The sequence below is a fragment of the Janthinobacterium sp. FW305-129 genome, from assembly GCF_020858115.1.
Classification (GTDB): domain Bacteria; phylum Pseudomonadota; class Gammaproteobacteria; order Burkholderiales; family Burkholderiaceae_D; genus Janthinobacterium.
Genome location: NZ_JACYMM010000006.1, coordinates 273,123 through 299,531 on the forward strand (window position 1 = coordinate 273,123; position 26,409 = coordinate 299,531).

Below are 26,409 nucleotides of genomic sequence, written 5' to 3' on the forward strand. Positions count from 1 at the left end.
TGGATGGAAAGGGTACCGGCTTAATGCCCGCCATGCCCCTTCTTCGCCGCATCAAAACTCTGCAGCACGTGTTCGGCCATGCCGTTCGCCAGTTCGTGTTCGCCGATGAACACCTTGCCCGCGTTTTCCGCGCGCAACAATTCCGCCTCTTCCTCGCTGTGCGTGCGCACCACCGTCATGATGTTCGGGTTCAGCGCGCGCGCCGTTTCGATCATGGCGCGCACGTGGAAGGTGTCCGGCGTGGCGATGACGAGCATGGTGGCGTGCGTGATGTGCGCCTGGATCAGTACGGCCGGCTCGCCCGCATTGCCGGCCACGGCCGGGATGCCCTGCTTGCGCAGCTGGTCGACGATTTCGCGGTTTTCCTCGGCCACGACAAAGTGGATGCCCCGCTCCATCAGGGCGGCGGCGATGCGCCGGCCCACGCGGCCATAGCCGACGAGCACGATCTGGCCCGACAGCTTTTCCTGCGGCACCGTCATCGGCAGCTCGGCCAGCGGGTCCGTCGTGCGTTCGAACTTGCGGGCGAAGTCGCTGTTGCCGATCACGCGCAGCAGCGGCTTGGCCATGCTGAACACCAGCGGGTTGAGGGCAATCGACAGGATGGCGCCGGCCAGGATCAGGCTTTGGCCTTCCTGCGGCATCAGGCCCAGGGACAGGCCCAGGGCGGCCAGGATGAACGAGAATTCGCCGATCTGCGCCAGGCTGGCCGAGACGATGATGGCCGTTTTCGGCGGATAGCGCAGCACCATCACGAGCAAGAAGGCGGCAATCGACTTGCCGAAGATGATGATGGCGCACACGGCCAGCACCTGCAGCGGCTTGTCGATGAGGATGGTCGGCTCGAACAGCATGCCGACGGAGACGAAGAACAGCACGGCGAACGCGTCGCGCAGGGGCAAGGACTCTTCCGCGGCGCGGTGACTGAGTTCGGATTCGCGCAGCACCATGCCGGCGAAGAAGGCGCCCAGCGCGAACGACACGCCGAACAGCTTGGTCGAAGCGTAGGCGATGCCGACGGCGGCGGCGATCACGCACAGGGTGAACAGTTCGCGCGAACCGGTGCGCGCCACTTGCCACAGTATCCACGGGAACAGCTTGCGGCCGACCACCAGCATGAAGACGATGAAACCGGCCACTTGCCCCAGAGTAATGGCCAGGGTTTGCCACAGGCTGGCCGCCTCGGCGCCCGGCGCGACCTTGCCGCCCAGCACACCGGCAAACGCCGGCAGCAGCACCAGCACCAATACGGTGACGAGGTCTTCTACCACCAGCCAGCCGACGGCGATGCGGCCATTGAGCGAGTCGAGGATGCCCCGTTCTTCCAGCGCGCGCAGCAGCACCACGGTACTGGCCACGGACAGGGCCAGGCCAAACACCAGTCCGCCGCCGAGGCTCCAGCCCCACCAGTGGGCCAGGCCCATGCCCATCGCCGTGGCGACGCCGATCTGCAGGATGGCGCCGGGCAGCGCGATCTTGCGCACGTCCCACAAATCTTCGATGGAAAAGTGCAGGCCGACACCGAACATCATCAGCATCACCCCGATTTCCGCCAATTGCCCGGCTATTTCCGCATCCGCCACAAAACCGGGCGTGGCCGGTCCGATGATGATGCCGGCGGCCAGATAGCCGACCAGGGCCGGCAGTTTCAGGCGCGCGGCGATGAAGCCGAAGATGAGGCCGAACCCGAGGGCGGCGGCGATGGTGGTGATCAGGCTGATGTCATGGGGCATGCGTGTGGGGTTCCTTATGGGGACGTGCGGATGGAAAAGATGTTGCTCAGCGACCAAGTATAAACGCATCAAAGGCCCTGCCGGAAAATTTCCTGCGGCTTTATTGCAAAAAACCTGTGCTATATCTTCGTCCAGCTGGAAGCGAACGCCCGCCTATCCGTCACGAACATCGCCTAATTCAGGAATCAGGCGATGTTACACCCATGCGCTCAGAGCTTGCGCACGACCACGCAGCCGATGGAATAGCCGGCGCCGAACGAGCAGATGACCCCGGTGCTGCCGGCGGCCATGTCATCTTGATATTTATGGAAGGCAATGATGGAGCCGGCCGACGAGGTGTTGGCGTAGGTGTCGAGGATCACGGGCGCTTCGTTGGCTTGCGCGTCGCGGCCCAGGATCAGGCGCGCGATCAGCAGGTTCATGTTCAGGTTGGCCTGGTGCAGCCAGTAGCGGCTCACTTGCGCCACTTCCACGCCGGCCTTGGCCAGGGTCGCCTTGATCATTTCGGCCGCCATCGGGCACACTTCCTTGAAGACCTTGCGCCCTTGCTGGCGGAACAATTTGTCGGCCTTGCCCACGCCGGACTCGTCAAAACGGTTGAGGAAGCCGAAATTGTTGCGGATGGCGTTAGAAAAGCGCGTTTTCAGTTCCGTGCCGATGATCTCGAACTGGTGGCTGGAAACGGCCGTATCTTTCGCTTCGACGATGATGGCCGTACAGGCGTCGCCGAAAATGAAGTGGCTGTCGCGGTCGCGCCAGTTCAGGTGGCCGCTGGTGATTTCGGGATTCAAGACCAGCACGGCGCGCGCCTGGCCGCTTTGCACGGCGGCCACCGCTTGCTGGATGCCGAAGGTGGCGGACGAGCACGCCACGTTCATGTCAAAACCATAACCATCGATGCCGAGCGCATCCTGCACTTCCACGGCCATGGCCGGGTAGGCGCGCTGCATGTTGCTGCAGGCCACCAGCACCATGTCGATGTCGGCCGGCGTGCGGCCCGCGCGCGTCAGGGCGTCTTTGGCGGCGGCGACGGCCATTTCCGCCTGCAGCGACAATTCGTCATCGCCCCGTTCAGCAATGCGCGACACCATGCGCGCCGGGTCGAGGATGCCTTCCTTTTCCATCACGAAGCGCGACTTGATACCGGACGCCTTTTCGATGAAGGCCACGCTCGACAGCTCCAGCGCCGTCACTTCGCCCGCGGCGATCGCGCCAGCGTTGTCGGCATTGAACTTTTCCGCGTAGGCATTGAAGCAGGCGACCAGCTCTTCGTTGGAGATCGAAAATGGCGGCGTGTACAGTCCGGTACCGCTGATGACGACTTGTTTCATGGTTAAACTTTCAAATTTGGCAATCGACGTGGCGCCGATAAGTGAAGCAAATTTTACACAAACGGGCTCGACTGTAGAGAGTTTCGTGTTGCGGGGCAGGGGGATGTGTGGCGGAAGATTGATTTTTGTCGCGTGGACGGCTTACCGGGGGGCATGGCGCCCCCCGCGCTACTGCTTACTTCTGCTGTTCTTTCTTGACGTCGGCCTGCACCACCACCGGTTCGGCCTTGGCCAGCTGGACTGGTAAACCCTTCAGGTGGTTCAGTGCCTGGTGCAATTGGAAATCGTCCTGGCTGCCGAATTCCAGCGGTTTGCGGGTCTTTTCCAGGGCGATGATGCGCAATTGCTCTTCCATTTCGTCGTTGACGGGCGCGGCCTTGGCGCTTTCCTTGTCGCGGTCGTTGCTCAGATGCTTGGTCAGGTCCGCTTCGCGGATGCGCAAGCCGTTCAAGCCGTCGCCGTCCGCATTCTCATCGACCAGCAAGTCGGGCACGATGCCCTTGGCCTGGATCGAGCGGCCGTTCGGCGTGTAGTAGCGGGCCGTCGTCAGCTTGACGGCCGTGTCGGCAGTCAGCTGGCGGATGGTTTGCACGGAACCCTTGCCGAAGGTTTGCGTTCCGATGATGGTGGCGCGCTTGTAATCCTGCAGGGCGCCGGCGACGATTTCGGACGCCGAGGCCGAACCTGTGTTGACGAGCACCACCAGCGGCACTTTCTTGATGGCGGCCGGCAATTTTGCCAGTGCGTCGCCTTCCGAGCGGAACGTATAGTATTCGGCGCGGCCGTAGAACACCTGTTTCGAGTCCGGCAACTGGCCATTCGTCGAGACGATGGCCGCATCCTTCGGCAGGAAGGCGGCCGAGACGCCGATGGCGCCCTGCAGCACGCCGCCCGGATCGTTGCGCAGGTCCAGCACCATGCCCTTGATGTTCGGGTCTTGCTTGTAGAGCGCCGTGATCTGCGCGGCCATGTCGTCGACGGTCGGTTCCTGGAATTGCGACACGCGCAGCCAGGCGTAGCCGGGCTCGACCATTTTCGCCTTCACGCTCTTTTGATGGATTTCCTCGCGCGTGATGGTGAAGGCCAGCGGCTGCGGTTCATCCTTGCGGGCAATGGTCAGCGACACCTTGGTGCCCGGTTCGCCGCGCATGCGCTTGACGTTGTCGTCCAGGCTGACGCCCTTGACGGGCTGGCCGTCCAGACGGGTAATCAGGTCGCCGGCCTTGATGCCGGCGCGGTAGGCGGGCGAATCCTCGATGGGCGAGACGATCCTGATGTAGCCGTCTTCGCTCAGGCCGATTTCGATGCCCAGGCCGACGAACTTGCCTTCCGAGCCTTCGCGCAGCTCGGCGTAGGCTTTCTTGTCGAGGTAGGCGGAATGGGGGTCGAGCGAGGCGACCATGCCGGCAATGGCGTCTTCCAGCAGTTTTTTGTCTTCCACCGGCTCGACGTAATCGGACTTGATCAGGCCAAACACGTCGGCCAGCTGGCGCAGTTCTTCCAGCGGCAGGGGCGGCTCGACGGTCTTTTGCGCCATGGCCGAAAATTGCAGCGACACGGCGACGCCGGCCACCACGCCCAGGCCGATCAAGCCGGTATTTTTGAGTTTGCCCATCATTGCACCTTTGCAGCTAGCGTGTCTTGCACAAGCGCCAGTCCCCGTGGAGCGGCGCTTTGTTGAAAGTATAGACCTGAATCTCTGCCGGCGTGGGCCGGCCGTGGAAAAAGCGTGCCTGGGCTCAGTCTACGCGCGAAAACGGGGCTGCCAGCTTGCCATATGTTGCGGTTTTGTATGCGATGTATGGTTAGTCTTGAGGGGAGTAAGCATTTGTAAGAGTCGAAAAAAAGCGTGTGCCGCGGCCCTATAGTGGACTCGCATTCTCGACCCGAAGTGGTTTTGCCTGCGTCCGCGGACGCAGGCTTTTTTTTATCCACGGGTTCAAGCTCATTTAGACTGGCGCTTCTTCCTTGGCAGCGGATAAAAAAATGTTAACTGATTTGCAGGCACGCGCCGCGCTCACCGCGCTGATTGAAAAGTATCTGCAGGGGCGGGATCCTGATGCCGGCCTGCTGATCGACATCGTTCAGGATCCGTCACGGCAAGTGCCGATTCGGGGTGTGCTCGACGATATCGGACAGTTCAATCACACGCAGTTCACGCAACAGGAGCTGGCGCTGATCGACGACCTGCTGTATCTGTATGGATAAACGCGTGAACACACCTTGAGCCTGGCCGAACTGAGCGGCGACTCCCGGGGCAGTCCGGGGGCAATATTGGCCAAAGGGCATGGTCGCGTGCTACATTCCTGCAGTGCCTGGCGCGGCAGGCTATCCGCCCGCAGCTATCCGCCCGGTCTCTTTGACATGCCCCATAAGGACAATCCGTGAATCGCTATCTCTTGAGCAGTCTGACCCTGACCCTGTTGGCTGCGTTTGCCGATGCCGCCGAACCCGCATCCGCCGTGGCCGCCCCGACCGTGGCGCCCAGTGTCGCACCTTCCGCGCCTGCCGCCGCCGGCATCGTTTCCGGCATCGACGTGCAGTACATCGACCCTGCCGTGCGCGTGCAGGACGATTTCTTTACCCATTTGAATGGCAAGTGGCTGGCCACGGCCGAAATTCCCGCCGACAAGTCGAGCTGGGGCTCGTTCGCCAAGCTGCGCGATGACACGACGCCGCAATTGCGCGGCATCATCGAAGCCACGCAACAGGACAAGACCAAGAAGGCCGGTTCCGAAGCGCAAAAGATTGCCGACCTGTACGCCAGCTACATGGATGAAGCCAAGCTCGACGCGCTGGGCACGAAGCCGCTGGCCGGCGAACTGAACCGCATCCGCTCGCTGCGCGACAAGAAGGGCGTGCCCGCCCTGATCGCCCACCTGAGCCAGGCGCGCGTGTCGACCCCGTACGCCGTCTACGTGGGCCAGGATGCGCGCGCCTCGACGAAATATGCGGCTTACGTGAGCCAAAGCGGCCTGGGCATGCCCGACCGCGACTACTACCTGGAAGCCAAGCAGGCTGGCGTCAAGGAAAAATACCAGGCGCACGTGGAAAAGATGCTGGCCATGGCCGGCGACAAGAACGCCGCCGCCCGCGCCAAGGCCGTTGTCGCCCTGGAAACATCGCTGGCCGAAGTGCAATGGACCAAGGTCGAGAACCGCGACCCCGTGAAACGCTACAACAAGACCGACATCACCAAGCTGAACGACCTGACCCCCGGTTACGACCTGAAGTCGGGCCTGGCCGCCCTGGGCATTGCCAACAAGGTCGATTACGTCATCGTCAACCAGCCCAGTTACCTGGCCGGCTACAACAAGGTGCTGGCCGCGACCGACCTGGACACCCTGAAAGCCTACTTCGAATGGCAGTTGCTGAACAGCTATGCCAGCTACCTGTCGAAAAACTTCGTCGACGAGAGCTTTGCCTTCTATGGCACGGTACTCAGCGGCGTGACGGAAAACCAGCCGCGCTGGAAGCGTGGCGTAGGCGCCGTCGAACTCGTGCTGGGCGAAGCCGTCGGCAAACTGTACGTGGCGCAATATTTCCCGGCTGAGCGCAAGGCGCACATGCAGGAACTGGTGAAAAACGTGCTGGCCGCCTACAAGGACAGCATCGACACGCTGGACTGGATGAGCCCGGAAACCAAGAAGGAAGCGCAAGCCAAGCTGGCCAAGTTCACGCCGAAGATCGCGTATCCGAACAAATGGCGCGATTACACGAAGCTGCAAATCGTGCAGGGCGACCTGGTGGGCAACATAATGCGCGCGGCCAATTTCGCTTCCGCGCGCCAGGTGGCCAAGCTCGGTAAACCGATCGACCGCGAAGAGTGGGGTATGACGCCGCAAACGGTGAACGCCTATTACAGCTCGACGATGAATGAAATCGTCTTCCCTGCCTCCATCCTGCAGCCGCCGTTTTTTGACGCCAACGCGGACGACGCCGTCAATTATGGCGCCATCGGCGCCGTCATCGGCCATGAAATCAGCCACGGCTTCGACGACAAGGGCAGCCAGTCCGATGGCGATGGCAACCTGCGCGACTGGTGGACCCCGGCCGACCGCAAGAACTTCGCGGCCAAGGCCGACGCGCTGACCAAGCAATACGACGGCTACAGCCCATTGCCTGGCTACAATGTCAACGGCGCGCTGACCCTGGGCGAGAACATCGCCGACAACTCGGGCGTGGCGATCGCTTATAAAGCCTATAAAATCTCGCTGGGCGGCAAGCCGGCGCCCGTGCTGGACGGCCTCACGGGCGACCAGCGCTTCTACATGGGCTTTGGCCAGGTGTGGCGCAGCAAGATGCGCGAAGCGCAGCAGATCGTGCAGATCAAGACCGACCCCCATTCGCCGGGCCAGTACCGCGCCAACGGCACCATGGTCAACCAGCCTGGCTTCTATGAAGCGTTTGGCGTGAAACCGGGCGACAAGATGTATGTTGCCCCGGAAAACCGCGTGATCATCTGGTAATCACGTGCACGTCGTCGTAGAAAACGTACTACTGTAACAACAGAAAGGACCACCTCGCGTGGTCTTTTTTGCATTCTGGCCAAAGTTCTTTCTGTCGTTTCGGCCGGTATGCTACAGTCAAAAACCGGGCCAGAAGCCTTGGGCCTTCTGACCCTTATATTTCACACAATACAATATAGAGGACAACCGTGAATCGTTATTTGTTAAGTGCATTGACCCTGAGTTTGCTGGCCGGCGTGTCCGGCATGGCTGGCGCCGCTGATAGCGCCAAGAAGGCCGCTCCCGCCACCGCCGTCGCGGCCGCCGCACTGACCTCCGGCATCGCCGTCGAATACGTCGACCCTGCCGTGCGCGCGCAGGACGACCTGTTCCAGCACCTGAATGGCAAATGGCTGGCGGAAACCGTCATTCCTGCCGACAAGTCGAGCTGGGGCAGCTTTGCCAAGCTGGCCGACGATACACAAACGCAGCTGCGCGGCATCGTCGAAGGCGCTGCCGCCGACAAGGCCCGCGCGGCCGGTTCGAATGCCCAGAAAATCGGTGATTTTTATAACAGCTTCATGGATGAAGCCAAGCTGGAAAGCCTGGGCCTGACGCCCTTGAACGCGGAGCTGGCGAAGATCGCCGCGCTGCAGGACAAGGCGGAGTTGCCTGCCGTGATCGCCCACTTCAGCAAGCTGGGCGTGACCTCGCCGTACGACTTCGGCATCCACCAGGACGCCAAGGATTCCACCAAATACGTGGCCGACATCGTGCAAAGCGGCCTGGGCCTGCCTGACCGCGACTATTACCTGGAAGCAGGCAAGGCCGACACGCGCGCCAAATACCTGGCCCACGTGGAAAAAATGCTCAGCCTGGCCGGCGACGCGAACGCAGCCGCGAATGCGAAAGCCATCGTGGCCCTGGAAACGGAACTGGCCAAGGCGCAATGGAGCAATGTGCAGAACCGCGATCCCGTCAAAACCTACAACAAAGTGGAACTGGCGAAACTGGCGGAAGTGGCGCCAGGCTACGACTGGGCCCGCTATCTGAAGGACACGGGCATCGCCGGCAAGGTCAATTATGTGATTGTCAGCCAGCCCAGCTACCTGAAAGGCTTTGCCGAGATCGCCAACAAGACGCCGCTGGAAACGTGGAAAGCGTACTTCCAGTGGCACTTGCTGCACGCCAACGCCGGCTACCTGCCGAAAGCGTATGTCGATGAAAACTTTGCGTTCTATGGCACCACCCTGACGGGCGTGACGGAAATGCGTCCGCGCTGGAAGCGTGGCGTGGGTGCCGTCGAAGGCGCGCTGGGCGAAGCCGTGGGCCAATTGTACGTCGAGCAATACTTCCCGGCCGAGCGCAAGGTGCGCATGGAAGCGCTGGTGAAAAACCTGATGACGGCCTACAAGCAAAGCATCGACAAGCTCGACTGGATGAGCCCTGTCACCAAGAAACAGGCGCAAATCAAGCTGGCCAAGTTCACCACCAAGATCGGCTATCCGAACAAATGGCGCGATTACTCGGGTCTGACGGTGGCGCCCGACGATTTGATCGGCAACATCCAGCGTTCGCACTTGCTCAACTACAACCGTGAATTGAACAAGCTGGGCCAGCCCATCGACCGCGACGAGTGGGGCATGACGCCACAGACCGTGAACGCCTATTACAATCCGGAACTGAACGAAATCGTCTTCCCGGCCGCCATTTTGCAGGCACCGTTCTTCGACGCCAATGCGGACGACGCCGTCAACTACGGCGCCATCGGCGGCGTGATCGGCCATGAAATCAGCCACGGCTTCGACGACCAGGGCGCCCAGTACGACGGCGACGGCAACCTGCGCGACTGGTGGACCAAGGCCGACCATAAAAACTTCGCCAAGAAAACCAAGCAACTGGTGGCGCAGTACAACAGCTTCAGCCCCGTCAAGGGCCACTTCGTCAACGGCGAACTGACCCTGGGCGAAAACATCGCCGACAATTCCGGTGTGGCGATCGCGTACAAAGCGTACAAGTTGTCGCTCAATGGCAAGAAAGCGCCCGTCATCGACGGTTTCACGGGCGAACAGCGTTTCTATGCGGGCTTTGCCCAGGTATGGCGCATGAAGATGCGCGAAGCCCAGCAACTGGTCTTGCTGAAAACGGACCCGCACTCGCCAGGCCAGTTCCGCGCCAACGGCACCATGCGCAACCAGCCAGGCTTCTATCAAGCCTTCGACGTGAAGCCGGGCGACAAGATGTATCTGCCACCGAAAGACCGCGTCATCATGTGGTAAGACGGCTGTTCCAGGCATCAGTTGCCAGCCGCACCGCGCAAGCAGTGCGGTTTTTTTACGTCGTGTGATCTGGCGCAAACTGCGGGCGAAAAAAAACCGCCCCAACGGGCGGTTCCTCGATACTGGTGCTGCGCGGCTTACTTGGCAGGCTCGGCTGCTGGTGCGGCGGCGCCGTCAGCGGCTGCGGCCGGTGCCGGCACTTCCGGTTCCTTGAACTTGCCGCCCGACGCGTTGGCGATATAGACGACGGCGCGCGCCACTTCCACATCGTCGAGGTCGGGATTGCCGCCCTTGGCCGGCATCGCGCGCAAGCCTTCGATGGCGTGTTTCAGAACCGTATCGTAGCCCTGGGCCAGGCGGGCCGACCAGCTGCCCGCATCGCCAAATTTCGGTGCACCGGCCACGCCGGCGCCATGGCACGCCACGCAGGTCGCCGTGTACACGGCTTCGCCGCTTTGCAGCACTTTCGGACCGCTGGCATCCTTGAAGGTAAAGCCGGCATTGGCCACGGGGCTCAGGCGCTCGGCAATGGCTTCCGGCGACTGGCTGTCCGTCCCGGCGCCCGTCAGTTTTTGTGCCGTGACGAACTGCACCAGCAGGATGATGCCGATGACGGTGACGAGGAAGAAGCCTGCTACGGCGGCAAGCAATTGTTTAGGCGTTTTGATCGCTGATTGTTGTTCGTTATGTGCGTCGCTCATGATGTCCTTAGTCCAGATTTGAAACTGATGGCCGTGTAAGGTAGCATTTTTACATGCTTGTATGTAAACCTTTATGAAACCCACAATTATAGGCACAAAAATTGAGCAGTGACATGCAATTGCCGACGATACGACAGTTTCCGTAGACGTAGGTAAAGAAAAACGGTATCCTTCGCATCACTTCAGAAATTCCCCCTACGCGGCTGTAGCTCAGTGGATAGAGTATTGGCCTCCGAAGCCAAGGGTCGTGGGTTCGATCCCCGCCAGCCGCACCAGACAAACCAAGACCTTGTGTTTTCCTTCCGAGTTCTTGCTGTTCATTGATTAATACTTTACATGGTTAGCCATATTCGTGGATGTACGCGACCTGCGCCATGATGTATCTTTCATGTAGTGATACCTTATTCTTCTATATTCAAGCAAAGAGCCACTGCAAATGATCCTCGAGCTACCGCTGGTCGAATCACTGACGGTTGAATTCAAGAGTGACCGTAAGCGCTTACCTGATCGTGAGCTTGTTGAAGCGGTCATTTGCCTTGCGAATGCCGAGGGTGGACAGTTATGGCTAGGAGTAGAGGATGATGGCACCCCGACTGGATTACACGTAGAACGTTTGGAACTGACGGGGCTAGCGGGGCTTATCGCGGCCCGTACATCACCTTCCTTGGCGGTCAATTTCAAGGCTGTCATCGTGGGTGAGGTTCGTGTCGCGTGTATCTTTGTTCCCAAGGCCCATGGTGAGGTAGCAACTACTTCTGGTACTTATCTCCGGCGCCGGATCAAGGCTGATGGACAGCCTGAATGTGTGGCCATGTTGCCGCATGATCGTGCCAGCCGGATCAGCAGCTTTGGTTTGATGGATGCTTCAGCACGAATAGTCGCAGGGGCATCCTTGAGCGATCTCGATCCATTGGAACGCGAGCGCTTGCGTCAGAGCGTGCAGCAATATGGTGGTGACCGTGTGTTGCTGGAACTTGATGATGAAGCGCTTGATGGCGCCTTGGGGCTCACTTCGCGCTTGAGTGATGGCAGCCGGGCACCGACTTTGGCTGGCCTCCTGCTCATTGGCCGGGATACGGCATTGAACGAGTTGGTTCCCACACATGAATTTGCTTTTCAGGTGTTGGCGCGCGAAGCCGTGACGTTTAATGAATTCCGCCGCTTCCCTTTGCTAAAAGCGTTAGATTGGCTGGAAACGAATTTCCGTCCTTATAACCCCGAACGGGAGATTCAAGTTGATCTCTTTCGTGTCCCGGTACCCAAAGTAGATTTTGGTGCCTTTCGAGAGGCTGTTGCAAATGCCTTGGTGCATCGTGATTATCATCGCTTGGGCGCAGTGCATGTTCGTATGGATGATGATGGATTGACGATCAGTAATCCAGGCGGTCTGGTGGATGGCGTCACCTTGGCAAATCTATTAACGACCGAGCCGCGACCGCGCAATCGAGCCTTGGCCGATGCCATGAAACGCATAGGCTTGGTTGAGCGTTCTGGTCGTGGCGTAGATAAAATTTATCGGGGACTGCTACGCTTTGGACGATCCGAGCCAGATTATCGCCGCACTGATAGCACCAACGTTGTTTTGCGTTTGGATACGAGGGATGGGGATGAAGCATTCCTGAAGCGTGTGATTGAAGAAGAAGGGCGTCGCGGTGGTGAGTTACCGATAGATAGCCTTATCGCCTTGGCCGCATTGCGTGGTATGAAGCGCATGACAACGGAGGAACTGGCGTTGCATATTCAGCGGGAAGCTGCTCAAGCCAAACGCACACTCGAGGCACTTGTTGAGGCCGGATTGGCACAGGCACATGGTACGGCCCGTGGTCGGACGTACACTTTGGCCGCTGGCTTGTACCGTGCTGAAGGTGATAAAGCCGCTTATACACGGCAAATGGGATTCAGCGGCCTTCAGCAGGAGCAAATGGTTTTGAGCTATGTACAGCAACATGGTTCGGTGCGGCGTGCCGAGGTGGCTGAGCTATGCCGCTTGACTTCGCTGCAGGCGAAAAATTTGCTGAAGCGCTTGCGGGAGTCTGGGCAGCTCCTGCAGCGGGGGGAACGCCGTACCGCATATTATGTGCCAAATGATGGAGCGACATCGCTTTGATGGTTTTGGGTTTTTTTGGATATTTTTGGACATCTTTGGACATCTTTGGATATCAGTGTGTGATTTCAGCTGATTGACCTGCACAGTAACCCAAACGACTACCCAGGCCGTTTTGGGTTGATGAGTACTGCGCCCATGTCAATAATGTCTGCACCGCCGCCTCCGACGAGGCCCGATTCTGGCCTGTGACAAGGCACCATCCGTCAGTACCCATCCGTCAGATACCAGGCCCATTCGGCGCCCATCCAGCAATGACTGTCGTTTTCCAGGACGCCCCTGCCGTTGTCGCTTCACACCCTCCAAAGTCCCTCCATCGCCGATATCGAAATTGATATCGAAACTGCGGAAAAATTGATTGGAGAGATTATCGTCCAGCCCCTAAGATAAACGCCGAGCATGCGCACGACATGCAAGCGACATAAAAAATATCAATACAATATCTGGAGATTCATGATGCGCAACGCCACCGGCCCGCTCGCGGCCACTTTCCCTCGTCCATTCATTTTGAAGGCCGCCGTTGCGGCATTGGCCGGTATCGGCTTGCTGAGCTCGGCTTCGGTGTGGGCGCAGGAGGCGGTGGCGGCCGATGCCAGTGCCGAGCCTGCCGCGGAAGTGTCGGTCGTGACCGTCAGCGGCGTGCGCCGTTCGGCGCAGAACTCGCAGCAGATCAAGATGCGCTCGGACCAGGTCATCGATTCCATCGTCGCCGACGACATCGGCAAATTCCCCGACAACAACGTGGCCGAGACCCTGGCGCGCATTTCCGGCATCCAGATCCGCCGCGATTCAGGCGAGGCCAGCGCCGTCATGATCCGCGGCTTGCGCGATGTCACGACCCTGCTCAACGGCCGTGAACTGTTCACGACGACGGGCCGCTACGTCAACCTGGCCGACATTCCCGCCACCATGCTGCAGCGTGTCGACGTCTATAAATCGCAGGGCGCGGACCAGGTCGAAGGCGGCGTGGCCGGCATCATCGACGTGCGCACGAACCGTCCGTTCGACTTCAAGGAGTTCACGGCCAGCGTCAACACGCGCGCCGTCTACAGCGACAAATCGAAAGCCACGGACCCGAACGTCAGCGGCATGGTGGCGAACCGCTGGAAGACGGGCATCGGCGAGGTGGGCGCGCTGCTGGGCTTGTCGCAGCAGCAACACCGCTACCACGAAGAACGCGCGTTCAGTACCGCGCCTGTAGATAAAAGTTTCCTGTCGCCCGGCTTGACGGGGCCGGACCAGGTGGGCTTGCTGCCGATCAAGGGCGACCGCCGCCGCACCACCGCCAATGCCGTGCTGCAATGGCGTCCGAACGCCGACGTCGAACTGTACGCGGAAGGCATGGCCACGCGCTTCCTGCTCGATGCCGAGTCCGATTACTTCGTCGGCTTGCCATGGTGGGGCACGCCCGTGTCGGCAACCAAGATTCCCGGCAGCAACCAGCTGCAAACCCTGACCTCGACCAACGTCAACACCATCATGTCGACGCAGGCGAACAAGAACCAGACGAAGACGCACCAGTTTGCCGTTGGCGGCTTGTGGGATATCAACCCGGAATGGCGTTTCACGTCGGAAGTGGCCAGCACCAAAAGCACTTATGCGTGGCGCAATCCGATTCTCGACGCCATCACCGTCGTGCCGAACGCCACCATCAATACCAACCAGAACGGCACTCTGCACGTCGATTACACGGGCATCGATCTGAAGGACCCGTCGAACTACTATCTGAAGGGCTTTTTCGACCGCTACGGCGAAGACAAGGGCAGCTCGAACGACCTGCGCGCCGACCTGGCGTACACGCCGAGCGCCGGTGGCTTCTTCAAGGAAATCAGCGTCGGCTTGCGCGGCGTCAAGCGCGAAGCGGAATCGATCAAGAGCTATGAAGGCAATGCGGAAGCACCGGACGTGTCCGGCGCCGCATTTCCGTTCAGCCGCCAGGGCGTGACGTCGATTCCGGGCCTCAATTGCCTGTCGGAACCGATGTCCGGCGGCGGCCCCGATTATGGCTTGAAGCAATGGTACACGCCGTGCGCCAGCTTCCTGCTCAATAACACGGGCACGATCCGCCAGGCCGTCACGGGCAGCAGCGCGGCGCGCGCCATGGATCCGGGCTCGTTCTTCAAGGATACGGAAAAGACGTATTCGATCTATACCAAGGCGAAGATCGCCTTCAAGCTGGGCGCCTACCCCGTCGATGGCACCGTGGGCGTGCGCGTGGTGCGCACGGAGCAAAGCCTGCAAGGCAATACCTCCGAGGATGGCGTGTACACCTCCGTCGTCAGCGACACGGCCAGCACCGACGTGCTGCCGAGCGTGGCCCTGAAAATCAAGCTGCGCTCGGACCTGGTCGGCCGCTTCGCCGCGGGCCGCACCATCAGCCGCCCCGGTTTTTCCCAGCTGAACCCGGGCGTGGCCCTGGTCAACTCGACGGAAACGGTGAAGGCGACGGGCGCGGGCGGTAATCCGAATTTGAAACCGGTGACGGGCGACAATGTCGATGCGGCCCTGGAATGGTATTTCGCGCCGGCCGGTTCCGTGACGGCCACCGTGTTCCACCACAAGTTCGACGGTTATATCCAGCAGCGCATTGCCAGCGAAACCATCGGCGGCAAGACCTACGATGTGGATCGCCCCTACAACACGGCTGCCGGCAAGCTGCAAGGCCTGGAAATCGGCTACCAGCAGTTTTATGACGGCTTGCCCGGCATCCTGAGCGGCCTGGGCTTGCAAGCGAACGGCACCTACATGAGCGGCACCACCGACGACGAGACGGGCAGCCATGCCATCACGGGCGTGTCGCGCTATGCCTACAACCTGGTGCTGCTGTATGAAAAAGATGCTTGGTCGGGCCGCCTGGCCTACAACTGGCGCTCGAAATTCATCGACAGCTACAACCAGGGCGGCCCCGGCCTGGACTTGAAAGTGGCGCCGACGGCCCAGCTCGACGGTTCGCTGTCGTACAAGATCAACGAGCAGTTCACCGTGACCCTCGATGGGAATAACTTGCTCGACACCAAGTTCAAGGATTACTGGAACGAGCCGGGCGTGTATGCGCGCGATACGCGGCGCTATGACCGCACGGTCGGCCTGTCTTTACGCTGGAAAATGTAAGTTGGCCACACAGTAAAAAATCAAGGGCGTTGCCATGGTTTCGGCCGGCAGCGCCCGTGTCAGTTGGGCAGTCACGCACGATTCATCATCAAAAGAATGGACGGAGAGCATGGAGACGCAAAAATTATCTACCGTTGAAAAGGTCGGCTTCGGCGCCGGCGACATGGCGCTGAATGTCGTCATTTCGTCGATGATGCTGATCATCACCTTTTTCTATACCGATATCTATGGCTTGAAAACCACGGATCTTGCCCTGCTGTTCGTGGCCGTGAAAGTCATCGGCGCCATCGCCGACCTGGTCATGGGCCAGATCACCGACCGCTACAGCTTTGCCTCGGGCCGCTACCGCCCGTATCTGCTGTGGCTGGCCGTGCCGTATGGCGTCAGCGTCTTCTTCGTCTTCAGCACGCCAGAGTGGCAGTATGACGCCAAGCTGATCTGGGCATATTCGACGTATATCTTGATGACCATCATGACGGCGGGTGTCGGCATCCCGTATATTTCTCTGATCAGCGGCCTCACCAGCGACCCGCAGGATCGCCTGTCGGCCAACGGCTACCGCCTGTTCTTCGCCAAGATCGGCGCCTTCATGGTGACCATCGTCGTGCCGGTGCTGTCGCAGCGCTGGGGCGGCGGCAACCCGGCCGTCGGCTACCAGGCAGCCATGGCCGTGATGGCCGTCATGGGCGTGGCCCTGTTCCTGTTCTGCTATTTCTCCACCACCGAGCGCGTCGTGCACGTGGTGGAAAAGCAATCGTTGCTGGCGCAGTTGAAAGTGCTGCTGCGGAACGACCAGTGGCTGGTGCTGTGCGGCGTGTGCGTCACGGGCACCATCGGCTACGTGGTGCGCGGCTCCGTTGCCATTTATTACGCGAAATACTATCTGGGCGGCAGCACGGAAACCGTGGCCGCCTTTTTGACCACGGGCGTGGTGGCCGCCATCCTGGCCATGATCGCCTCGACCTGGATCACCAAGTTTTATTGCAAGGTCAAACTGTTCCGCTACACGCAGATCGGCGTCGCGCTGATCAGCCTGGCCATCTATTTCTTCGTGAAGCCGAGCGACACCGTGCTGGCCTTTGCCCTGTATTTCCTGCTGTCCTTCGTGGTGGACTTGCACGCGCCCGTGTTCTGGTCGGCCATCGCCGAAACCATTGATTATGGTCAAGTCAAGACGGGCAAGCGCGTCTCAGGCTTCGCCTTTGGCGGCATTTCCGTGTGCCAGAAGGCGGGCATGGCGGTGGCAGGCGGCCTGGTGGGCGTGCTGCTCGCGTATTTCGACTACCAGCCCAACCATGAGCAAACGCAATTCGCCCTGAACGGCATCGCCCTGATGCTGTCGGTCATCCCCGGTTTCTTCCACCTGTTGATGGGCTTGTTGATGTTCAAGTACCGCATCAGCGACAGCTATTACACGGGAGTGAAAACCGAAATGCACAAGCGCGGCTACGTGGCTGCGTAAGAATAATTGAATGGAGTAAGCAACATGGCAGACGTCTTGAAACCGCTGATCGAACAGCGCGCCGACCCGCATATCACCCGCCACAGCGACGGCTATTATTACTTTACGGCCTCCGTGCCCCAGTATGACCGCATCGAACTGCGCCGCGCCGACAGCATCGCCGGCCTGGCCGACGCGGAGCAAGTCGCCGTCTGGCACAAGCCGGACACGGGTCCGTACAGCGAACTGGTGTGGGCGCCCGAGCTGCACTTCAACCAGGGCGCCTGGTATGTGTATTTCGCCGCCGCGCCGAGCCGCGAAATCAAGCATAAGCTGTTCCAGCACCGCATGTATGCGATCCGCAACACCAACGCCAACCCGCTGGAAGGCGAGTGGGAATTCATGGGCCAGATCGACACGGGCATCGACACCTTCTGCCTGGATGCCACCACTTTTACGCACGACGGCGTGCTGTACTACCTGTGGGCGCAGAAAGATGTCGCCATCGAAGGCAATTCGAACCTGTACATCGCACCGATGGCCACGCCGTGGCAGCTGGCCGGCCCGCCCGTGATGCTGAGCAAGCCGGAATTCGACTGGGAAATCCGCGGCTTCTGGGTCAACGAGGGACCGTCCGTGCTGAAACGCAATGGCAAGATATTCATCAGCTATTCGGCCAGCGCCACGGATGAAAACTACGCGATGGGGCTGCTGTGGGCTGACGAGTCCGCCGACTTGCTCGATCCGGCGGCGTGGACGAAGTCGTCCGCTCCCGTGTTTGCCACCTGCTACGAGCACGGCATCTACGGCCCTGGCCACAACAGCTTTACCACGGCCGAGGACGGCGACGGCGTATTGCTGGTGTACCATGCCCGCACCTACACGGAAATCGTCGGCGACCCGCTGTGGAACCCGGACCGCCATACCTTTGTGAAGCCGCTGCGCTGGGATGCGCAAGGCATGCCCGTGTTTGGCCGTTCATCGACCCTGTAAAACCTGGATCCGACGCCATGACCCCAGTTGATTCTGTTTCAGTGACGCAAGCGCCGTTCGGCGTCCTGCCCGGCGGCGACCACGTCACCGTGTTTACCCTGACGAACCGCCAGGGCATGCAAGTGAAAGTGCTCGACTTTGGCGCCATCATCAGCGAAATCCACGTGCCGGACCGCACAGGTGCTTTTGCCGACGTGGTGCTCGGATTCGAGCGCATAGAACCGTATCTGCACAACGGCGCTTTCCTGGGCGCCGTCATCGGGCGCTACGGCAACCGCATTGCCGGGGGACGTTTCAGCCTCGACGGCAAGGATTACCAGCTGGCCGTCAACAACGCACCGAATCACTTGCATGGCGGAAACCAAGGCTACCACCAGGTCATGTGGCAGGCCGAACCGTTCACGAAGGAAGACGCCGTGGGCGTCACGTTCACGCGCAGCAGCCCGGACGGCGAAGACGGCTATCCGGGCAAGCTCGACGTCACGCTGACCTACGAACTGGACGACGACAATGCCCTGAGCCTGCGCTACCATGCCGTCACGGACCAGGCCACGCCCGTCAACCTGACCAACCACAGCTATTTCAACCTGGCAGGGCAGGGCCATATCCTCGGCCACGAAGTGTCCATCAATGCGGACCGCTACCTGCCCGTCGATGCCGGTTCGATTCCCACGGGCGAGCTGGCGGACGTCACCGGCACGCCATTCGACTTGCGCCAGAGCACCGTCATCGGCAGCAGCATTGACTTGCCGCACGAGCAGATCCGCATCGGGCGCGGCTATGACCATAACTTTGTGCTGAATCAACAACCCGGTCAGCTGCTGAACCTGGCCGCCAGCGTGCGCGATCCGCAATCGGGCCGGGTGATGCAGGTGTACACGCAGGAACCGGGCATCCAGTTTTATTCCGGCAATTTCCTCGACAGCAGCCAGTACGGCAAGCTGCGCGCCATCAGCTACCGCAGCGCGCTGTGCCTGGAAACCCAGCATTTCCCCGATGCGCCGAACCAGGCGCATTTCCCGAACACCATCTTGCGCCCGGGCGAGGAATACCGGACGGAAACCGTCTACCGGTTTTCCGTAGAGTAAGCGCCCCAGCCAAAATCGCCCACGCCCTGCCGCCATGCGCCCGCAGGGCGTTTTCATTGGCGCATGCCGATATCGTTTTCGATATCGGAACGCATTAAAAATTGATTGGAAAGGCATGGCAGGATTCTTTAGTATTCCAACATCGCTGCCCGGGCCGACGACCTTAGATCCGGCATGGCACAACCAGGAGAATGGCATGTCTGAGACAAAAAAGAAGGTAGCCCTGCGCTCGGCCGAGTGGTTCGGCTCGCAGGACAAGAACGGCTTCATGTACCGCAGCTGGATGAAAAACCAGGGCATACCTGACCACGAATTTCACGGCAAGCCCATCATCGGCATCTGCAATACCTGGTCCGAACTGACGCCCTGCAACGCGCATTTCCGCCAGCTGGCAGAACACGTCAAGCGCGGCATCCTGGAAGCGGGCGGTTTCCCCGTGGAATTCCCCGTCTTCTCGAACGGCGAATCGAATCTGCGTCCGACCGCCATGCTGACGCGCAACCTGGCCTCGATGGACGTGGAAGAATCGATCCGCGGCAACCCGATGGACGCCGTCGTGCTGCTGGTCGGCTGCGACAAGACCACGCCGGCGCTGCTGATGGGCGCGGCCAGCGTCGACATTCCCACCATCGTCGTCAGCGGCGGCCCCATGCTGAACGGCAAGCTGAACGGCAAGGACATCGGTTCCGGCACGGCCGTGTGGCAGCTGCACGAGCAGATGAAGGCCGGATCGATCACCTTGCACCAGTTCATGTCGGCCGAATCGGGCATGTCGCGCTCGGCAGGCACCTGCAACACCATGGGCACGGCCTCGACCATGGCCAGCATGGCCGAAGCGCTGGGCACGTCCTTGCCGCACAACGCGGCCATCCCCGCCGTCGACTCGCGCCGCTACGTGCTGGCGCACATGTCGGGCATCCGCATCGTCGAAATGGTGCATGAAGACCTGCGCCTGTCGAAAGTGCTGACGCGCGAAGCGTTCCAGAACGCCATCAAGGTCAACGCGGCCATCGGCGGCTCGACCAATGCCGTGATCCACCTGAAAGCGATTGCCGGGCGCATCGGCGTGCCGCTGGAACTGGAAGACTGGACCAAGACGGGCCGCGGCACGCCGACCATCGTCGACCTGCTGCCGTCGGGCCGTTTCCTGATGGAAGAGTTTTACTACGCGGGCGGCTTGCCGGCCGTGATACGCCGCCTGGGCGAGGGTGACTTGCTGCCGCACAAGAATGCACTGACCGTCAACGGCAAGTCGCTCTGGGACAACTGCGTCGAAGCGCCGATCTACAACGATGAAGTGGTGCGCACCCTGGACAACCCGCTGCTGGCCGATGGCGGCATTTGCGTGCTGCGCGGCAACCTGGCGCCGCGCGGCGCCGTGCTGAAACCGTCGGCCGCCTCGCCGCATTTGATGCAGCACCGGGGCAAGGCCGTCGTGTTCGAAGACTTTGAACATTACAAGGCGCGCATCGTTGATCCGGATCTCGACGTCGATGCCAATTCCGTGCTGGTGATGAAAAATTGCGGCCCGAAAGGCTATCCGGGCATGGCGGAAGTGGGCAACATGGGCTTGCCGCCGAAATTGCTGGCGCAAGGCATCACCGACATGGTGCGCATCTCGGACGCGCGCATGAGCGGCACCGCCTACGGCACCGTCGTCCTGCACGTGGCGCCGGAAGCCATGGCGGGCGGCCCGCTGGGTATTGTGCGCGATGGCGACATGATCGCCCTCGATTGCCACGCCGGCAGCCTGAACATCGACATCAGCGACGCGGAAATCGCCGAGCGCCTGGCGGCCCGCGAACTGGGCAGCGCGCCCGGACCGAAGAGCGGCTACCAGCAGCTGTACATCGAACACGTGTTGCAGGCCGACGAAGGCTGCGATTTCGACTTCCTGGTCGGCAATCGCGGTTCCGCCGTGCCGCGCCACTCACATTAAGCGGAGACCATTATGCTGTTGCTGCAATTTACGAATGAACATGGCGGGCGCCTCGTCGGCCTGCTGCAAGACGACGTCATCCGCGTCATCGAAGGCTACAACACGACGTATGCGCTGGCGCAAGACGCCATCCGCAAGAAGGTGAGCCTGGCGGACCTGGTGAATGCCAGCGTCGGCAACGCCACGCATGCGTATGCGGATGTGGCCGCCAGCGGCCGTTTGCTGGCGCCGCTCGACCATGCGGACGAGGCGCACTGCTACGTGACGGGCACGGGCCTGACCCACCTGGGCAGCGCCGGCGCGCGCGACGCCATGCACAAGAAGATCGGCGGCGACGCCGAGTCCCTGAGCGACTCCATGAAAATGTTCCGCCTGGGCGTGGAAGGCGGCAAGCCTGAAGCAGATACGGCGGGCGCCCAGCCCGAGTGGTTCTACAAGGGCGACGGCTCCATCGTGCGCGCTGGCGGCCAGCCGCTGCGCATGCCGGACTTTGCCCTGGACGGCGGCGAAGAGCCGGAAATCGCCGGCCTGTACGTGATCGGCGACGACGGCCAGCCGTATAGAGTCGGCTACGCCATCGGCAATGAGTTCTCGGACCACGTGACGGAACGCCAGAACTATCTGTACCTGGCCCACTCGAAGCTGCGCATGTGCAGCGTGGGTCCGGCCCTGCTGGTAGGCGAATTGCCCGCGCACATCGCCGGCAGCTCGCGTGTGCTTGATGCGGCCGGTAATGTGCGCTGGGAAAAGGCGTTTGTCAGCGGCGAAGACAATATGTCGCACACGATTGCCAACCTGGAACACCATCACTTCAAGTATCCGCTGTTCAAGCGCCCTGGCGACGTGCACGTGCATTTCTTCGGCACGGCCACCCTGAGCTTTGCCGATGGCGTAAGCGTGGCGCCGGGCGAAACCTTTGAAATCGAAGCGCCGGCCTTTGGCCCCGCCCTGCGTAACCGCCTCGACGTCTTCCCAACCGAATTTGCGAAAGTGAGCACATTATGAGTTTCAATATCACCGGTGATGCATTGATCGGCGGCGTCGCCGTCAAGGGCAATGGCGGCTCCTTCGAAGCGTGGGACCCGGCCGCGCGCGCGCACATCGGGCCCGCCTTCCACATGGTTGACGTGGCGCAAATTGACGAAGCCTGCCGTCTGGCGCAAGCCGCGTTCGACCCGTTCCGCGCCACCAGCGATGCCGAGCGCGCCGACTTCCTCGACACCATCGCCGCGCAAATCGGCGAACTGGGCGACGACTTGATCGTGCGCGCCATGACGGAAAGCGGCTTGCCGCGCGCGCGCCTGGAAGGCGAACGCGGCCGCACTGTCGGTCAATTAAAACTGTTCGCCGGCTTGCTGCGCGAGGGTTCCTGGACCGATGCGCGCATCGATTCGGCGCTGCCCGAGCGCGTGCCGCCCCGTCCTGACTTGCGCTTGCGCATGATCGGCCTGGGCCCCGTCGCCGTGTTTGCCGCCAGTAACTTCCCGCTGGCCTTCTCCGTGGCCGGCGGCGATACGGCCTCGGCGCTGGCGGCCGGTTGCCCCGTCGTGCTGAAAGCCCATTCGGCCCATCCGGGCACGTCCGAGCTGGTGGCGCGCGCCATCGTCAAGGCGATTGCCATCTGCAAGCTGCCGGCCGGCGTGTTCGCCTTGCTGACGGGCACGGGCAATGGCATCGGCCAGGCGCTGGTCGCCCATCCGGCCATCCAGGCCGTGGGCTTTACGGGTTCGCGTTCGGGCGGCATCGCCCTGATGAAGGTGGCGGCGGAACGCCCGCAGCCGATCCCCGTGTATGCGGAAATGAGCAGCATCAACCCCGTGTTTGCGCTGCCGCAAGCCCTGGCTGCCCGTGGCGCGGCCATCGCCAGCGGTTTTGCCGCGTCGCTGACGATGGGCGTGGGCCAGTTCTGCACCAATCCCGGCCTCGTGCTGGGCCTGGAAGGTGCCGACTTCACGGCCTTTGCCGCCGCCGCCGCCGAAGCGCTGGCGCCGGCACCGGCCGCCACCATGTTGACGGCTGGTATCGCCAGCAGCTATGCCAAGGGCGTCGCCGCGCTGGCGCAGCACGCCGATGTGACGCCGCTGGTGCAAAACACGGGCGAGGAAGGCAAGGGCGCCGCCGCCCTGTTCGTCACCTCGGGCGAGGCCTTCCTGGCCAGGCACGACTTGCGCGATGAAGTCTTCGGCCCCGCTTCCCTGCTGGTGGCGTGCCGCGACATGGAGCAAATGCTGGCGATCACGGAAAGCCTGGAAGGCCAGCTGACGGCCACCCTGCAGATGGATGCGGGCGACCTGGAAGACGCGCGCCGTTTGCTGCCCGTGCTGGAGCGCCGCGTGGGCCGCATCCTGGCCAACGGTTTCCCGACCGGCGTGGAAGTGTCGACGGCGATGGTGCACGGCGGCCCGTTCCCGGCCACGTCGGACGGCCGCAGCACCTCGGTAGGCACGGCGGCCATCAACCGCTTCCTGCGCCCCGTGTCGTACCAGAACCTGCCGCAGGACTTGCTGCCGGAGTCGCTGCGCGATGATAATCCGCTCAGTATCTGGCGCCGTCACGATGGCGTGCTGGGTAAACTTTAATCATAAAAAATAAAAATAAACAGGTGGAGACAAGATGAAGCAATTGGCGAAATATGGCAGCTTGCAGGGCAAGCGCGTGTTCATCACGGGCGGCGGCAGCGGCATCGGCGAATCTTTGGTGGCGGAGTTTGCCGCCCAGGGCGCGCTGGTGGCGTTTGTCGACATCGCCGTGGAAGCGAGCGAGGCCCTGTGCCGCCGCCTGGCCGAAGCGGGCATGACGGCGCCCCTGTTCCGCTATTGCGACATCACGGATATTGCCTCCCTGCAAGCCGTCATGGCGGAACTGGCCGAGAAGCTGGGCGACTTCGATATCCTCGTCAACAACGCGGCCAACGACCAGCGCCACCAGGCGCAGGACGTCACCCTGGAATACTGGAACGAGCGTATTGCGATTAATCAACGTCCGATGTTCTTCACCTGCCAGGCTGTGTTCGAAGGCATGAAGCGCAGGGGCGGCGGTTCCATCATCAATGTCAGCTCGATTTCCTGGCACATGAAGTCGGGCGGCTATCCCGTCTACGCCACCACCAAGGCGGCCGTCGTCGGCCTCACGCGGGGCCTGGCGCGCGATTATGGCGCCCATAACATCCGCGTCAATACCGTCACGCCCGGCTGGGTCATGACGCAGCGCCAGATCGACCTGTGGGTCGATGAGGCGGCGGAAGCGGAAATCAAGAAGAGCCAGTGTCTGCCCAATAAACTGATGCCGCAGGACATCGCCGCCATGGTGCTGTTCCTTGCATCGGACGATGGCGCGATGTGTTCCAGTCAGGAATTCATTGTGGATGCTGGCTGGGTATAAGCCTTAGCGCATCGTTTAATTCGCGCCGGCACTGACCGGCAACTCCGATCTTGAAACTCCCCTCTTGCCGCCCCAACCCCGCGGCAGGAGAGGCATCGCCACATCCAGATTTTGCCGGGGTTGATCCCGGTCCTTGCTTTTCACTAAAAAACAGGAGACAGCATGAAATTCATCCATACCAGCATCGTGGCCCTCAGCCTGGCCATGGCCGTCGGCAGCGCCTTTGCCGCGCCCGTCAACGTCACCATCGACGTGGCCAAGCCCGGTCCCGTGATCAACAAGAACGTGTACGGCCAGTTCGCCGAACACCTGGGGACCGGTATCTACGAGGGCATGTGGGTGGGGCCGGACTCTGCCATCCCGAACACCAAGGGCTGGCGCAATGACGTGCTGGGCGCGCTGAAACAGCTGCACGTGCCGTTGGTGCGCTGGCCGGGCGGCTGTTTTGCCGATGAGTATCACTGGAAGGATGGCATTGGCGCGCGCGACAAGCGTCCGACCAAGGTCAACACCAACTGGGGCGGCGTGGAAGAGTCGAATGCCGTCGGCACGCATGAATTCTTCGACCTGGCCGAGCTGCTGGGCGCGCAGACCTACATCAACGGCAATCTCGGCTCCGGCACGCCGCAGGAAATGTCCGAATGGCTCGAATACATGACGTCGGACAGCAAGTCCACCCTGGCCGAGCTACGCCGCAAGAATGGCCGCGCCCAGCCATACAAGGTTGATTATTTCGGCATCGGCAATGAAGCCTGGGGCTGCGGCGGCAATATGCGCCCGCAATACTACGCCGACCTGTACAAGCACTATCACACCTTCATGAAGACGCCGGAAAGCGCGCGCCCGAAATTCATCGCCAGCGGCGGCAATGACGACGACATCAGCTGGTCCGGCACCCTGAGCCGCGAAATCAAGCCGAACATGATGGACGCCATCAGTTTCCACTACTACACGGTGCCGACCGGCGTGTGGGAAAAGAAGGGCGCAGCCACGGGTTTTGGCGAAAACGAGTGGATTTCCACCCTGAGCCGCACCCTGCGCATCGATAGCTTGATCAAGAACAATCTCGCCGCCATCGACAAGAACGACCCGTCGAAAAAGACGGGCTTGTACGTCGATGAATGGGGCACCTGGTACGACGTCGAGCCGGGCACCAACACGGGTTTCCTGTTCCAGCAAAACAGCTTGCGCGACGCGCTGGTGGCGGCACTGAACTTCAATATCTTCCACGCCCACGCGGACCGCGTGCGCATGACGAATATCGCGCAAATGGTCAACGTGCTGCAGGCCATGATCATCACGGACAAGGACAAATATTTCCTCACGCCGACGTATCACGCATTTGAAATGTACGTGCCGTTTCAGGATGCCACGTCCTTGCCGGTTGCCATTAGCGGCAATGGCAAGTACAGCCTGGGCAAGGTCAGCATTCCCGAAGTGAGCGCCTCGGCCGCGCGCGCCAGGGATGGCAAGGTGTACTTGTCCCTGGTCAACACGAACCCGCACAAGGCCGTCGACGTCAACGTGGCGCTGGCCGGCAAGCAAGTGGCCAGCGTGAACGGCCGCGTGCTGACCGCAGGCAAGATGGATGCCGTCAACAGCTTTGCGCAGCCGCAAGCCGTGCAGCCGTTGGCATTTAATGCCAAGGCGCAAGGCGGCAAGCTGACCGTGTCACTCCCCGCCAAGGCGGTGGTGGTCGTCGCCGTCGAATAAAAACGCCTACAAAACCTACTGCGCGTCGGAATTTGCGGCCTGCGATGCTCACTGTACCTTCGTACAGTTGCGCTTCTCGGCCACAACTTCCTTCCGCTCGCTACGGTTTTGTCTGGCGTTTTACGTTCCAGCTTTCTGACCCGGCTA

Annotated in this window: 17 protein-coding genes and 1 tRNA gene; 14 read left to right on the forward strand and 4 right to left on the reverse strand. The window is 61.1% G+C overall.

Features of this window, described 5'->3' with window-relative positions:
- Positions 1-20 precede the first annotated feature (20 nt).
- From ybaL to IGS61_RS14405, 3 genes are all read right to left on the reverse strand, one after another.
- A complete protein-coding gene (ybaL, locus tag IGS61_RS14395; RefSeq protein WP_230540191.1) occupies positions 21-1,733 on the reverse strand; it encodes a YbaL family putative K(+) efflux transporter in 1,713 nt (570 codons plus the stop codon).
- A 209-nt stretch (positions 1,734-1,942) separates the two neighbouring features.
- The gene (locus IGS61_RS14400; protein WP_230540192.1) at positions 1,943-3,064 is read right to left on the reverse strand and encodes a beta-ketoacyl-ACP synthase III; all 1,122 of its coding nucleotides are present in this window, start codon (positions 3,062-3,064) and stop codon (positions 1,943-1,945) included.
- Between the two features lie 175 nt (positions 3,065-3,239).
- Positions 3,240-4,682: a S41 family peptidase gene (locus IGS61_RS14405; RefSeq protein WP_230540193.1), complete on the reverse strand. Its 1,443-nt coding sequence runs from the start codon at positions 4,680-4,682 to the stop codon at positions 3,240-3,242.
- Between the two features lie 368 nt (positions 4,683-5,050).
- Between IGS61_RS14405 and IGS61_RS14410 the strand changes: the two genes are divergently transcribed.
- From IGS61_RS14410 to IGS61_RS14420, 3 genes are all read left to right on the forward strand, one after another.
- Complete coding sequence (locus tag IGS61_RS14410; RefSeq protein WP_077398527.1) at positions 5,051-5,272, forward strand: hypothetical protein; 222 nt, start codon at positions 5,051-5,053, stop codon at positions 5,270-5,272.
- A 176-nt stretch (positions 5,273-5,448) separates the two neighbouring features.
- Positions 5,449-7,533 carry a M13 family metallopeptidase gene (locus IGS61_RS14415; RefSeq protein WP_230540194.1) on the forward strand — a complete coding sequence of 695 codons (2,085 nt, stop codon included), beginning with the start codon at positions 5,449-5,451 and terminating at the stop codon, positions 7,531-7,533.
- Positions 7,534-7,721: 188 nt separating this feature from the next.
- Positions 7,722-9,791: a M13 family metallopeptidase gene (locus IGS61_RS14420; protein WP_329958057.1), complete on the forward strand. Its 2,070-nt coding sequence runs from the start codon at positions 7,722-7,724 to the stop codon at positions 9,789-9,791.
- A gap of 137 nt (positions 9,792-9,928) precedes the next feature.
- Here IGS61_RS14420 and IGS61_RS14425 read toward each other — a convergent pair whose 3' ends face one another.
- Positions 9,929-10,492, reverse strand: coding sequence for a c-type cytochrome (locus tag IGS61_RS14425; RefSeq protein WP_152251614.1), 564 nt, complete (start codon positions 10,490-10,492; stop codon positions 9,929-9,931).
- A 199-nt stretch (positions 10,493-10,691) separates the two neighbouring features.
- Here IGS61_RS14425 and IGS61_RS14430 point away from each other — a divergent pair.
- The 11 genes from IGS61_RS14430 to IGS61_RS14480 all read left to right on the forward strand — a co-directional run bounded on the left by IGS61_RS14430 (position 10,692) and on the right by IGS61_RS14480 (position 26,262).
- Positions 10,692-10,767, forward strand: a tRNA-Arg gene (locus tag IGS61_RS14430).
- A 161-nt stretch (positions 10,768-10,928) separates the two neighbouring features.
- Positions 10,929-12,599, forward strand: coding sequence for a DNA glycosylase AlkZ-like family protein (locus IGS61_RS14435; RefSeq protein WP_230540195.1), 1,671 nt, complete (start codon positions 10,929-10,931; stop codon positions 12,597-12,599).
- A 450-nt stretch (positions 12,600-13,049) separates the two neighbouring features.
- Positions 13,050-15,707: a TonB-dependent receptor gene (locus IGS61_RS14440; RefSeq protein ID WP_230540196.1), complete on the forward strand. Its 2,658-nt coding sequence runs from the start codon at positions 13,050-13,052 to the stop codon at positions 15,705-15,707.
- Between the two features lie 109 nt (positions 15,708-15,816).
- Entirely contained in the window at positions 15,817-17,169 is a 1,353-nt protein-coding gene (locus IGS61_RS14445; RefSeq protein ID WP_230540197.1) for an MFS transporter, read from the forward strand.
- Positions 17,170-17,193: 24 nt separating this feature from the next.
- Entirely contained in the window at positions 17,194-18,141 is a 948-nt protein-coding gene (locus IGS61_RS14450; protein ID WP_230540198.1) for a glycoside hydrolase family 43 protein, read from the forward strand.
- Between the two features lie 17 nt (positions 18,142-18,158).
- Complete coding sequence (locus IGS61_RS14455) at positions 18,159-19,229, forward strand: aldose epimerase family protein (RefSeq protein ID WP_230540199.1); 1,071 nt, start codon at positions 18,159-18,161, stop codon at positions 19,227-19,229.
- Between the two features lie 196 nt (positions 19,230-19,425).
- Positions 19,426-21,168 carry an IlvD/Edd family dehydratase gene (locus tag IGS61_RS14460; RefSeq protein WP_230540200.1) on the forward strand — a complete coding sequence of 581 codons (1,743 nt, stop codon included), beginning with the start codon at positions 19,426-19,428 and terminating at the stop codon, positions 21,166-21,168.
- A gap of 12 nt (positions 21,169-21,180) precedes the next feature.
- Complete coding sequence (araD1, locus tag IGS61_RS14465; RefSeq protein WP_230540201.1) at positions 21,181-22,173, forward strand: AraD1 family protein; 993 nt, start codon at positions 21,181-21,183, stop codon at positions 22,171-22,173.
- On the forward strand, positions 22,170-23,747 hold the full coding sequence (locus IGS61_RS14470) for an aldehyde dehydrogenase (NADP(+)) (protein ID WP_230540202.1): 1,578 nt from the start codon (positions 22,170-22,172) through the stop codon (positions 23,745-23,747). Before araD1 ends, IGS61_RS14470 begins: the two co-directional genes overlap by 4 nt.
- A 34-nt stretch (positions 23,748-23,781) precedes the next feature.
- The gene (locus IGS61_RS14475; protein WP_230540203.1) at positions 23,782-24,549 is read left to right on the forward strand and encodes an SDR family NAD(P)-dependent oxidoreductase; all 768 of its coding nucleotides are present in this window, start codon (positions 23,782-23,784) and stop codon (positions 24,547-24,549) included.
- Between the two features lie 162 nt (positions 24,550-24,711).
- Positions 24,712-26,262, forward strand: a complete 1,551-nt coding sequence (locus IGS61_RS14480; RefSeq protein ID WP_329958058.1) for an alpha-N-arabinofuranosidase — start codon at positions 24,712-24,714, stop codon at positions 26,260-26,262.
- The last annotated feature ends 147 nt before the right edge of the window (positions 26,263-26,409 follow it).